The following is a 12,584-nucleotide window of genomic DNA, read 5'->3' as shown; positions in this document are numbered from 1 at the left end:
GATTAATACGCTTAGTTTACCAAGTTTACTTGTACGGTTTCTTCAGCATAGCTCAGATACAACTCAAAATGTGCCTAGCGCTCTAGTGAAGTTTCATTTTTAACTGTCTAATTGGTTTGACGAATAGTTCTAAAACAGCTTTCAACTCTTTCTTAATAAAACAAATAGTCCTCATGCAAAATTGAAAGCTTGCATGAGGATTTTTATTTTATATTTGATAAATTAACCCTTAGGATTCCACTTATTTTCAAGCTGGATACGCATTCATACGTTTTATAAGGCTGTTACGACGTATAATTATTGGCTATTTATAGCCGCTAAATAATCATTTTTAACTGACTTTATCAATGGCTATATTTCAAAATTATTCAGCATTTTCTTATCATAAAAGGGACAAAATATGGAATATAACCACATACCCAGACAATCATTGGGCTTCTTCCCTACTCCATTGATAGTACTCAGCAGATTGAGTAAAGCGCTTGATGGCCCTACTATTTTTATGAAACGAGATGACAACACGGGACTGGCATTGGGTGGTAATAAAACCCGTAAGCTTGAATTTATCATGGGTGATGCCCTTGCTCAAGGTGCTGATTGCCTGATTACGGCAGGAGCCGCACAATCAAACCATTGTCGCCAAACTGCTGCCGCGGCGGCAAGCTTGGGACTTGAATGCCATTTAGTATTGGGTGGAGAAGAACCCGAACAAACAAGTGGCAATCTTTTATTAGACAAAATTTTTGGATCACATATTCACTGGGCAGGCGCCAATCGTAAAGGAGAAGACATTCCTAAAATCGTTGAGCAGTTAACAAAACAAGGCAAAAAACCATATGTCATACCCTATGGCGGCTCCAATGAGCTGGGTGCTTTAGCGTTTGTAGAAGCTTTTAAAGAGTTGGAATCGCAACGTGAAAGCATGGACGTATTATTTACTCATATCGTTTTTGCTTCTAGCTCTGGGGCAACACAAGCCGGTTTGATGCTTGGCAAAAAAATACTCAACTCGCCCGCCCAAATCGTAGGTATTAATATCGATAAAGGCGAAACAGACAAAGTGCCTTTTGATCAGTATACCGTCGCGCTTGCCAATAGCACGGCTTCCCTTATCGGTGCCGATCATCAGTTTTCAGAAAGCGATTTAATACTCAACTCTGATTATGTGGGCGAAGGCTATGGCGTGGTTGGTACATTAGAAAATGAAGCCATTGCGATGACAGCTCAAACAGAAGGCATACTTTTAGATCCTGTCTATACGGGTCGTGCGATGGGCGGACTCATAGATATGATTCGGTCTGGCAAAATCAAGAAAACCGATCGTGTCTTATTTTGGCATACGGGCGGTGCACCAGCTTTATTTGCCTACTCAAGTGACTTAGATATGATGAAAAGAAATGGATAAATAAATTTTGACGCATTAACTCAAGCTATAGGTATTAACTACGATCTTATGAGCGTTGATTCAGCCGGCTCACACTAGCAATCAACGCCACCATAATCACTCCCATAATGATGAGAATCCCAGACATCATGTGCGCTGCCTCGTAATTCAGCGCCTCTACTTGCTCGTATATCGCAATCGAGACCACTTTAGTCTCATCGGATATACTACCCCCTATCATCAAAACCACGCCAAACTCACCAATAGTATGGGCAAAACTTATTAAGCTGCCGAGCACAATACCGACACGCGCTTGTGGCAGAGCGACTCTGAGAAACCGTTTGAAACGGCTTGGCTCCAATAAATGTGCCACTTCCATCACGCTTTGTGGAATACGTAAAAATTGGGCGTAGACAGGCTGAACATAAAAAGGCAAGGAGTAAATAATCGAACCAATGACAAGACCTTCAAAGGTAAATATCAAGGGGCTGATATTATGTTCGCTAAGCCATTTACCAATACCGACACTAGGGCTCAACAGTAATAAAAGATAAAAGCCGATGACGGTAGGCGGCAAAACCAATGGCATGGCAATGATGCCCATGAGCAAGACTTTAAGACGTGCCACAACTTGCCTACGGCTAGGCTTAGCGAGCCAATAAGCCACAGGCGTTGCGAACAGTAATAAACAAATGGTAGTGACACCAGCAAGCTTAATACTGACCCAAAACGGACTAAGCATATCGGACATAAGAGACTGGTCTATCATAATGTCACTGCTCGTTGCCATTCGTTATGAGGATAAAGGATCTATTGTATCTAATATTAAAAGATTGAACAGACAAATATAATGTCAGCTCTTATAAATAGCGCGTTGATAAACAAAGCGCCTTAATAAACAAACAGTGTATCGTTTATCAGTCACAGTATCAGTCTTCTTGTGTCGATATTATTTATTAAAACCTGACAAGATTATGGTCTGTTGAAAAACAATCATAGCGTAAAATAAAAAAGCACCCTAATAAGGTGCTTTTTTATTTTATTCACTAAGCTCATCGTATTAAATATTACCGTCAAAAATGATGGTTAAAAAATCTCTTTTAACACGGTAATATTAGAATCAATACAAGTCAAAAAAAGTTCTATCAACCTGCTTCACCACGAAGCTAACGATGACGCACTACGCTGAGTAATAAAGCCGTCTGGAGTCTGACCATTATCTGCTTGCCAGCGCTGGAACGCCAATCGAGTATTGGTACCCACGATACCGTCAGCGCCTTTAGTATCATAGCCTGATTTGGTCAAACGCTGCTGTAAATTTCGTACTTGAGCTGTGGATAATGGACGCTCATAACGCGGCCATGATTTCTGTAATCCGCCTTGCCCAGCAAGCGCTTTACCCAATAAGCTAACACCTAGCGCATAGCTCGATGAGTTATTATAAACTTTGATCACATCAAAGTTTGGACTGAGTAGCAACACTGGACCATCCTTGCCAGCTGGTAGCCACAGCTCCATTTCGGTATTGGCATCCAAATAAACATCAGCGAGGGTATCAACACCCATCGCCGCCCATCTCGCGGCAGGCTGCTTACTACCAACCATGGAGTAATCGAATGAGGCAGGAATGGTCGCTTCGTAAAATGGCGCTAGACCTCGAACCCAACCTGAGTTGCTCAAATAATTAGCGGTGGACGCCAGTGCATCGCCCGTTGCCCACGGATTACGGTGACCATTACCATCGCCATCCACTCCGTGCTTCAGCCAAGTATCAGGGATAAACTGCGTCTGTCCCATGCCGCCTGCCCAAGAACCATCTAGCTGCGACCAAGACACATCACCACGCTGCAATAGTGTCGCTAATGACAACAACTGAGTTTCGGCAAACTCTTGGCGACGACCATCATAAGCCAGACTCGCAAGTGAGTTTGGTATGCTGCTATTACCCGTCACCACGCCGTATGACGACTCCATACCCCAAATGGCAGCGATTATTTCTGCATTGACACCGTACTGCGATTCTAATTGCGACAAAAATGCCCGTTGCTCGGCAAACTTACGCTTACCAGTACTCACACGCCCATCAGATACGGCAGAATCGACATATTCCCATGGCATCTTAGAAAACTCTGGCTGTCCTGAGTCAAGCGAGATGACTTGTTGATTTAAATAAGCGGTATCAAGTAGACGACGCACCGTCGCTGCATCATGGCCTGATGAAATCGCCCGCATAGAAAAATCCGACTTCCAATCAGAGAAGCTATTATAGCTTGGCTTTGCCACTGGCTGCGGCTTGATGACAGGCTTCGGTGCTGGCTTCACTTGAATGGTTTGAGTTTGGGTAATCTGAACGTTGCCTTGACGCACGGGTTTGCTAGGTTTTTGCATCGCCTGTTGGCTGGTACACCCAACCATCACTAACGCAGGAAACAGAGCAAGATATTGTTTTTTTAACATCATAAAATTCTCAAGTATGAATAAGTAAAGTGACTCAAATAAACCGATTTAGTTAAGGTTGCTTTATTCAAACACTCTGAAATTCAAGCGCTCTGAATAAAGCCACTAAACTTGCCAAATCAGTCACAACTTGGCATCACGTTTAACGCCCTAGTACCGCACGTGGATCAATAGGATTGCCATTTAAGCGCACTTGGAACTCTAAGCCGACCTGATTGGTCTGGCCACTGTTACCCATGTTTGCAATGCGCTGACCGCGCTGTACAGCATCGCCTTCTTTGACCAGTAGCTGACTATTATGCGCATAAGCGGTGATGTAATTATCACTATGACGAATCATAATAAGATTGCCATACTCTGGCAGACCATCGCCCGAATACAGTACCGTGCCAGATTGGCTAGCAAGTACGGGATCACCGATATTACCAGCAAACCACATACCCATCGTACCCGCTGCCGCATCAAAGTTACGAGTCACTTGATTGCGACTTGGATATTCATAGCCTGACGTTGCGTTAGCCGTCACTTCGTATACAGGGCTTTGTGAGCTATTATTAGGTACGCTCGTTACAGGTGGTGTGTACGTTGGCTGTGTCGTTGTAGGCGCGTTATAACTATTGTTATCGGCTGGCGTACCTTGCCACAGTTTGAGCCATTGACCACTATAAATTGTATACTTGCTGTCCAAACCATTGAGCGAACCGATTTGACGGTAACTGAGACGATAGCGCTCAGCAATCTGGCTGACCGTATCGCCACGCTGTACGCGATGGTAGTTAGGAACGCCTTGTGCATTGGTAATAATCTTAGGTCCCGCTTGGTTGGCTGATTGGTAAGTAGGCTTGGTTGCACAGCCCACCATCGTTAACGTTGCTGCTGTTAAAGTACCTATCAATGCCACTGTTGCAAAGCGCGATCCAGCAATAAGCTTCTTCATACAAGATTTCCTATTCTTTATGTTACTCACAAACTCCTTGTGTTACTCACAAGCATTTTGCTAACTTTTATACCGTTTAGTATTTAGTATTTGGCAAATACCATTATCAATCACTCGATAGTAAACCATTTTTTAAGACGTGTCTTCATTTTGAAAATGGTGATAAAAATGAGATAAATGGCAGCCAAATAAGAAAAATAGTGCAGATAATATCAAGATATTGACCAGCTGTTTGATGCATTTTGGCAGCGTAAATTTATAGCATTAACGCCGACAGCGTTTTAAGCGTGTCTGCTGGCGTATGATGCAGGCGCACTGGTGATAAACTGATATAACCCGCCGCTACCGCTTGATCATCCGTCATATCTGTTGTGGAGGACTGCAAATCTTCAGTTTCTAATGGCAACTCATGTGGGCGTTTACGTAGCGACAACCAATAAGCATCACGCCCGCGTGGATCGACCACATGATGTACAGGACGCGCAATCTGACGGTGCCCTAACGCCGTTATTTTCCGACCTTTGATATCATCGGCACTATCCACATCAGGAATATTAACGTTTAATACATGATAGGGCAAATTTTTGCAAGCATCTAATATCGGTGTTTCTATCAATAATTTAACTATTTCAGCTGCCGCCATTTGATAATGACTGGTCTGCTCTTGCTTTTCTCCTTTGACGCCGCCGCCCACTAGGGAGGTCGCAATGGCAGGTATTCCAAAGAGCTGTGCGGTTAATGCAGCACCAAAGGTACCCGAAAATAAAACGTCTTGACCAAGATTGGCACCAGAATTAATACCAGTAATCACACAATCAAAACGCGTATTAGGATACAACTCATGCAATGCCAAATGTACACAGTCCGCGGGCGAACCATTTACCGCTATAAAACCAGAATCCAATTGATGAGTATATAATGGCATCGATAGGCTCAAAGCACTCGCGCAGCCACTTTGCTCACTATTTGGCGCAACCACTACCACCTCTGCAATAGCAGACAGGGCTTGATATAATGCCAATAACCCTGGTGCATAAACCCCATCATCATTACTAATTAAAAATTTCATTTTCACTCAATATACTCATTAATGACCGCCTGTCCACTTATGAACTTTAGCCGCATAAAATTGCTATAATCAGACCCGAAAATGGTGGTTAGATTGTGTGATCATACTGTTGACGCTAACATCCACATTGGCTTTTTCTGCATAAATAGTATTTATACACAGCATTTAACGAGCGTCAAATGGTAGCTGAATTTACTACAAAAGTTAAAAAAGCCATACCGCTATCAAAGTAAAATGACACTGTGTTTATATCACAGCATGGATATAAAAAAATTGATAGAGCAAAACGCGGATGCCACCAGAATTTTGGGCGATTATACCCTAATAATACGCTGACACGAACCCAGTCTTTGCGCAGAATCTATCCAATTTATACTTTTATCTCTATGATATCTGCATCAATAATAGCAAAAAAACTTGGCGTGACGTTACAATAGGCAACACCTTACAACAATACAAACTTATATTTTTATGCTGACGTAACTTATGAGTCTATGCTGCTGATATGTTGCTCAAAAAGAGCTTTGGCTCACAAGATATCTACACATAAATCAATATTTTATGTGACTTTTGTTTTTTTACCCATTAACATATCACCATTAATTAAAGATAAGCGAGTGTAATACTGCATGAAAAATCAATCGATATTATCTATAGCTTCTGTGATAGCAAAGACGGCGTCCAAAATTAGTCTTGCAGGACTGGTAACGTCCGTTGCCATGCTGTCTCAAGCATCCTTTGCGGCGAATAATTCTGCTACAACTATACCTCTAGATATGTCTGGCATCAATGTTACTAAGCATGAAATTGCGGTCATGCAAGTGCTATCAGAGATATGTCCACCCATGCTCAATGGCAAACAAAAACAGCGCTTTTATAAATCTTATAACGTGCAGCTTCACGAGTTGATGCCGTCTTTAGAAGATCCAAAAGCAGCGATTCAATATCTATCCACTCAGCAAGATTATCGCCAGATATTACAAGGCATTCGTAGCTGGACAATGGGCTTCTCTAAACAAGACAACAAAGCTCTATGCGAAGATTTGGCGAATGCTGAATACCAGTAGTGGATCATCATAATTAAGCTCAACAATTACAACATTATAATTGGCTTACTTATCATACATCCTATCGTCTCCCCTACAATAAATATGCCCCAGTATTGATTCTAAATTGATAAAGTCAGCTATAATTAATGACAATAAATCATGGCATTATCTGTCTTGGAACATTGAATATGGGCTATTTAGCGACAACTTGTAAGCTTGTTCATCAGGCTTATAAGTAACAAAAAAGCTTACGGTCATTCTGTTGGTATAAACAGAATGACCGTAAGCTTTTTTATGACAGTCGAATTATTTCTATTCAAGGCACTGTGGCAGTATTAGTCTGAGCAAACGTTTACTTCTTACTACTCTTTCTTTTTAATCGGGTCTTTTTTTGCATTTATCGATTCCCCATCGGTTGGCATTTTGCTAAGATAAGGCGTTAATTTTATGTCTGTCGCTCAGCCATCACCACTCTTATTAATACATTGTTTTTAAACAGAATGTTTAAGACAGGCTACTTAAAATGATGCATAAGATTTAGTGCAAGGTACAAGCGGTAGATACATTTGGTTTCATGATGCGGTGTAACGATATATGACAGTAAAGCGTGTAAAAAATCAGCTGGTGCAGCTGGTAGCCGGTGTGAGTATCTCTATGAGTGCAGTGATGGCAAACGCAGCCATCCAGCCGCCTGAGATGGATAATACCGCCTATGTATTGATGGACTATAATACTGGTGAGATTTTGGCACAAAAGAACGCCAATGAGTCGCTACCGCCAGCGTCTTTGACAAAAATGATGACCAGTTACATCATTGAGCAGCGCTTAGCATCAGGCGACCTCAAAGAAGATGACCAAGTCATAATGAGTCCAAATGCTTGGTGCCGCGGTAGTAGCAGCCAGTCTTGTATGTATGTACCGGTAAATAAATCTGCGAGCGTTATCGACATGCTACGCGGTATTATTATTCAATCAGGTAATGACGCCTCAAAAGCTATGGCGGAGCATATCGCTGGTAGCGAAGCCTCATTTGCTATCTTGATGAATGAGCAAGCAGAAAAGCTTGGTATGAAAAATACCCATTTCGTCAACTCTACGGGTATGCCTGACGAAGGGCATGAGGCATCAGCACTAGATTTAGCCAAATTGTCACGTGCTATTATCAAGAATAGCGGCGACTATTATGGTATTTATGCAGAAAAAGAGTTCACCTATAACGGTATTACTCAAGGTAACCGTAATGCTCTACTTGCAACCGACCCAACCGTTGATGGTTTAAAAACTGGCCACACTGATGCTGCAGGCTATTGCTTAGCGGCTTCAAGCAATCGTGATGGCATGCGCTTGATTTCTGTTATTATGGGAACAGAGAGCCAGCAAGCACGTGCCGATCAATCACGTGAGCTGCTCAACTGGGGCTTTGGCCACTTCACTACTGTCACCAAAGCACCTGCTGGACAATTCGTCAGCAAAGTTCCGGTCTGGTTCGGTGAAGCTGATGAAGTCGAGCTAGTCACTGCGGATAATTTGCAAATTCTAACCAGCAAAACGCAAAAAAATAAAATCACGACTGTGGTAGATATTCCTGAGAGCCTAGAAGCACCCATCAAAAAAGGTCAAGAAATTGGCAAAATGATGGCGGTTATTGATGGTAAAGCGGTGGCTTCAGTGCCTATTATAGCGACCAGTGATATCGAGCAATCAGGCTTTATGAGCCGCACTTGGCAGCGTGTCGTACGTTGGGCACAAAATCTGTTTTAGAGAATATTAGTAAAAGCTATTTTTCAAGAACATTACTGACAAAAAAGACGCCTCAAAACGGGGCGTCTTTTTTATGTCCTCATTAACCAGAGAAATTGTATTATTCCTATAAAACAGCGTTATGATGAGAAAACAGGTGTAAACACGGTATTTAGTAGACTAAGAAGGTTTGACACCGTTCATCATATTTTTCAATATTAAAAGCAAACACCCTTGTCGAAAATACGATGTTCGAAACTATTTACAGTAAATAAGTAAATGAAAGGCAATCGAGTACATTAAACGAGGGTAGTACAGTAAACGTGACAAATCCTTTAGTCCTATTACGTCCATACCAACCAGCGCTTGAGCAAGTCGCTTAATGCTTTATCTTTATAAGTGGCGCTATAACAGTAATCGACACCAGCTGCTTTTAAACCATGCTCAAAGCTATCTAACTGCTTCGCTCGATGTGGTGGATACCAATATACCAATAAAGCCCGATGTTCACTTTCAAATTGACGAATACGCTTGGCTAACGACTCAGCTTTACTTGGAAAAATATCTTCCGCAAACATCACCATATTCACCTGTCTTATACTCATCTCCTCTATAACCAGTGCTTCATGCTGACGATGAATGACAGTCGCGCCTAAACGCTCTAGCTCCTTCGCTAAAAACCCGACTTCATGATAATAATAGTAAATAACAGTCAATCCAGCCAACAAATGCTGCTGCCGAGACTGCTGTTTATTGGTCATCGATATGGTCAGCATGAATTGGGTGCCTGACCCTAACGTACTATCTACTTCTATAGTAGCGCCCATCAGCTGAGCCATTTGCTTGACGACTGGTAAACCAACACCTGAGCCTTCATATTGGCGAGTTTGTGATGAATCTACTTGGAAAAACGGATTAAAAATATCATCGATATGAGTACTATCGATACCAATACCTGTGTCTTTCACACTGATTTGCCAACGATTGCTTTTATCAAAATGGGTCAATTGCGACGTAATAGTCACCTGCCCCGCTGGAGTAAACTTAATCGCATTGCTCAGTAATATCGATAATATTTTTTTTATTTTTTCCGCATCCCCTTCCAGACCATAGTCTATATGATGAATACGGCTAATCAACTCTAGCCTTTTTTGCCGAGCAATAGGCTCATATTCTGCCAACAGATCAGCGATTAACTGCAGTGGATTGAATGCAATACAATTAATACTCATCTGACCTTTTTGTATTTGATTCAACTGGATAATATGATCAAGCGACGACACCAATTTATCACTACCGTCACTGATAATTTCAACCGCATCTTTTTGTTCTCTATTGAGGGTATCGTAATCTAACAGCTGTAAACCGCCTACGATAGCATTTAGCGAAGTTTTCAGCTCATGGGTGATCATGCTTTGAAAGTTATGCAGCTGCACATCGAGGGCTACGTCTTTGTTGTGTAATTGCTGCTCAAAAATCGCAAGCGCCTCATAATCTTGTTGGACTTTCTGTAAACGATCAAACAATACAGCCAAAGTTTTCTTGATTTGCACCAGTTCCTGAAATTCAAAAAGCTGTGGAATCACTGGTAACTGCTCAAGCTCTGGGTTTTTCACAACGATGTGACAGACTTCTTTCAAAGCTTCAATATCTCTGATTGGCCATTTGAGTTTGCGCAGAATGTACAATACCCAAAGTACCGTCAATATCGTGGTAATAAGCCATAGCAATATATTGCTTCGAAACCAATGTGAACGCAGGGTGTTCACATCTAAAGTGAGATTAATATATCCAACTAACGCGCTATTTTTATTGGCCTCACTAGACGCTGACGATTCTTGCCCACCATTTGATAAAGTCGTAGACGATTGCTGACTGCTGTTTAACGTATCTAGCGCGCTATCATCACCGATATCGTCACTGGTAACGGGATAATTGAAGCTGACAGTATCTGCAAATAAAGCATTCTTCCAATCATCTCTGGATTGATTAACTTCATCAATAGGTTTGGGTGTTGAATAAAATAAAATACTTCTAATGCTGGGTTCACTTTCTAACAAGAATCTCACTTGCTCAGCCACGATATCAGCACCATCGGCTGTCGATGCGCTGGTGGTCAACATGGTAGCCAATTGCTGGATATGCTGACGCTTTTCTTTATAGTGGTATAAAAAACCATAAACGATAGACATCAAGAAACCTGCCAACACAGCCAAAATAATGGCTTGTACGACAGAACGCCAAATAAGCGTAGAGATGTTTTGAGAGGGACGGTTGTTCATATTACTTAACTGAGTTAAGAAAACTTTTGATTATAGTACAGGTATTTTGTAGGAGTAGTGAGGGAAATATCACATGTTAATAAAACTTAACAACGTATTAATATATCATGATGACCGATATAATCATCATGATATAGCACATTACAGAGAAGCATGAACAATAGAATCAAATAGTCTTTATTTACTACAACAATATAAAGACCATCATCATTTGGCTAAATTAACGCTTTTTATCTTTATTGGTGAATTTCTGCTTATCTTTGGTAGTAAATTTCTGTGCCCGATTACGCTCGCGTTGGCGCAACTGTTGCGTCTTCGCTTTGGTTGGCGTATCGCTCTTGTTGGCATATGGGTTGTCATTTTGTTTAAGAACAACGTTGAGCGGCGTGCCTTCGAGCTTAAATACTTGACGAAATTGGTTTTCAAGATAACGCTGATAGCTCTTAGGTAGCGCGCTAGTTTGGTTACCATGAATGACAATCACGGGCGGATTGTGGCCACCGATGTGAGCAAAACGCAGTTTAATACGGCGACCAGCAACTGTTGGTGGTGGATTGGCTGTCACCGCATCTTGCAGAATCTGAGTCAAACGATTGGTTGACACTTCAAACATCGAAGATTTATAAGCACGCAAGATAGACGGGTATAGATTACCCACACCCGTACCATGTAGTGCTGAGATTAGATGCACTTTTACATAAGGGATAAAGTTAAAGCGGCGATCCATCTCAATCTTGATATAATTTTTCTGATCAGCTGTCAGACCATCCCACTTATTAATCGCAACAACTAAAGCACGACCCGCATCAAGCGCATAGCCAATCATATGCAAATCTTGATCAACGATACCTTCATGCGCATCAATAACAATAACGGTGACGTTAGAGTCTTCGATTGCTTGTAGGGTTTTAATGACCGAGAATTTTTCTACTTTTTCATCAATTCTGCCGCGGCGGCGCACACCAGCAGTATCGATTAAGACGTAGTCTTTACCTTCGCGTGTATAAGGAATATAAATACTGTCACGCGTGGTACCGGGCATATCAAAAACCACTACTCGGTCTTCACCCAATAGACGATTGACTAGCGTCGATTTACCAACGTTTGGACGACCTATGATCGCTAACTTCAAACCTTTTGGCTCTACAACATTCTCTTGCTCAGGCATATCAGCTGTCAATATTTCAAGCAAATTACCGACACCGCGACCATGACTTGCCGCCATCGGATATGGCTCACCCAATCCTAATGCATAAAACTCGGCAGGTGCAGCGTCGTGAGCACCATCGACTTTATTGGCAACCACATAGACTGGTTTGCCAAGGGTGTGCAAAAACTTACCAATCTCAGCATCTGCACCGATCATACCAGCACGAGCATCCACCACAAATACGATGATGTCTGCTTCATGAATCGCTGTATGCGATTGCTCAGACATATAGTCATCAATGTTGCCGCTACCGTCATCCGCCTCACCAATACCACCAGTGTCGACAACGATAAAAGATTTGTCTTCATAGGTCGCATCACCGTACTGACGGTCACGAGTCAGTCCTGACAAATCAGCAACCAATGCCTGCCGACTTTTTGTGAACTGATTAAATAAGGTAGATTTACCGACGTTTGGACGACCAATTAAGGCGACCACAGGCTTGATACTCATGGG

General features: G+C 42.0%; 9 protein-coding genes. 3 read left to right on the top strand and 6 right to left on the bottom strand.

The genetic code is table 11. The features are described from left to right. The first annotated feature begins 400 nt into the window (after positions 1–400). Positions 401–1,405 (top strand): D-cysteine desulfhydrase family protein, encoded by a 1,005-nt coding sequence (locus I3252_RS07335; RefSeq protein WP_238034721.1) that lies wholly within the window; start codon positions 401–403, stop codon positions 1,403–1,405. Positions 1,406–1,451: 46 nt separating this feature from the next. On the opposite strand, the gene modB is transcribed toward I3252_RS07335, so the two are convergent. The 4 genes from modB to surE all read right to left on the bottom strand — a co-directional run bounded on the left by modB (position 1,452) and on the right by surE (position 5,847). Next, positions 1,452–2,153 carry a molybdate ABC transporter permease subunit gene (gene modB / locus I3252_RS07330; RefSeq protein ID WP_238034720.1) on the bottom strand — a complete coding sequence of 234 codons (702 nt, stop codon included), beginning with the start codon at positions 2,151–2,153 and terminating at the stop codon, positions 1,452–1,454. A gap of 386 nt (positions 2,154–2,539) precedes the next feature. Further along, positions 2,540–3,844 (bottom strand): lytic murein transglycosylase, encoded by a 1,305-nt coding sequence (locus I3252_RS07325; RefSeq protein WP_238034719.1) that lies wholly within the window; start codon positions 3,842–3,844, stop codon positions 2,540–2,542. 139 nt (positions 3,845–3,983) lie between these two features. Further along, positions 3,984–4,778, bottom strand: a complete 795-nt coding sequence (locus tag I3252_RS07320; protein WP_238034718.1) for a M23 family metallopeptidase — start codon at positions 4,776–4,778, stop codon at positions 3,984–3,986. Positions 4,779–5,034: 256 nt separating this feature from the next. Then, positions 5,035–5,847, bottom strand: coding sequence for a 5'/3'-nucleotidase SurE (surE, locus tag I3252_RS07315; RefSeq protein WP_238034717.1), 813 nt, complete (start codon positions 5,845–5,847; stop codon positions 5,035–5,037). 629 nt (positions 5,848–6,476) lie between these two features. On the opposite strand from surE, the gene I3252_RS07310 reads away from it, so the two are divergent. Beyond that, on the top strand, positions 6,477–6,914 hold the full coding sequence (locus I3252_RS07310; protein WP_045444876.1) for a hypothetical protein: 438 nt from the start codon (positions 6,477–6,479) through the stop codon (positions 6,912–6,914). Positions 6,915–7,490: 576 nt separating this feature from the next. After that, on the top strand, positions 7,491–8,657 hold the full coding sequence (locus I3252_RS07305; protein ID WP_238034716.1) for a D-alanyl-D-alanine carboxypeptidase family protein: 1,167 nt from the start codon (positions 7,491–7,493) through the stop codon (positions 8,655–8,657). A 323-nt stretch (positions 8,658–8,980) separates the two neighbouring features. Here I3252_RS07305 and I3252_RS07300 read toward each other — a convergent pair whose 3' ends face one another. Together I3252_RS07300 and der are read right to left on the bottom strand one after the other, a co-directional pair. Continuing rightward, entirely contained in the window at positions 8,981–10,918 is a 1,938-nt protein-coding gene (locus I3252_RS07300; RefSeq protein WP_238034715.1) for a HAMP domain-containing sensor histidine kinase, read from the bottom strand. 220 nt (positions 10,919–11,138) lie between these two features. Continuing rightward, a complete protein-coding gene (der, locus tag I3252_RS07295; protein ID WP_055124475.1) occupies positions 11,139–12,581 on the bottom strand; it encodes a ribosome biogenesis GTPase Der in 1,443 nt (480 codons plus the stop codon). Positions 12,582–12,584 lie beyond the last annotated feature (3 nt).

The organism is Psychrobacter sp. Ps4 (assembly GCF_022129285.1).
In the GTDB taxonomy this organism is placed as follows: Bacteria; Pseudomonadota; Gammaproteobacteria; order Pseudomonadales; family Moraxellaceae; genus Psychrobacter; species Psychrobacter immobilis_A.
The sequence above is the reverse complement of the archived record's forward strand: the minus strand, read 5'-3'. Positions and strand labels throughout refer to the sequence as shown.

What these genes read in the sequence shown, in the direction of transcription:
- I3252_RS07335 (WP_238034721.1), top strand. Translation starts at nt 401, where the DNA reads ATGGAATATAACCACATACCCAGACAATCATTGGGCTTCTTCCCTACT.
- modB (WP_238034720.1), bottom strand. Translation starts at nt 2,153, where the DNA reads ATGATAGACCAGTCTCTTATGTCCGATATGCTTAGTCCGTTTTGGGTC.
- I3252_RS07325 (WP_238034719.1), bottom strand. Translation starts at nt 3,844, where the DNA reads ATGATGTTAAAAAAACAATATCTTGCTCTGTTTCCTGCGTTAGTGATG.
- I3252_RS07320 (WP_238034718.1), bottom strand. Translation starts at nt 4,778, where the DNA reads ATGAAGAAGCTTATTGCTGGATCGCGCTTTGCAACAGTGGCATTGATA.
- surE (WP_238034717.1), bottom strand. Translation starts at nt 5,847, where the DNA reads ATGAAATTTTTAATTAGTAATGATGATGGGGTTTATGCACCAGGGTTA.
- I3252_RS07310 (WP_045444876.1), top strand. Translation starts at nt 6,477, where the DNA reads ATGAAAAATCAATCGATATTATCTATAGCTTCTGTGATAGCAAAGACG.
- I3252_RS07305 (WP_238034716.1), top strand. Translation starts at nt 7,491, where the DNA reads ATGACAGTAAAGCGTGTAAAAAATCAGCTGGTGCAGCTGGTAGCCGGT.
- I3252_RS07300 (WP_238034715.1), bottom strand. Translation starts at nt 10,918, where the DNA reads ATGAACAACCGTCCCTCTCAAAACATCTCTACGCTTATTTGGCGTTCT.
- der (WP_055124475.1), bottom strand. Translation starts at nt 12,581, where the DNA reads ATGAGTATCAAGCCTGTGGTCGCCTTAATTGGTCGTCCAAACGTCGGT.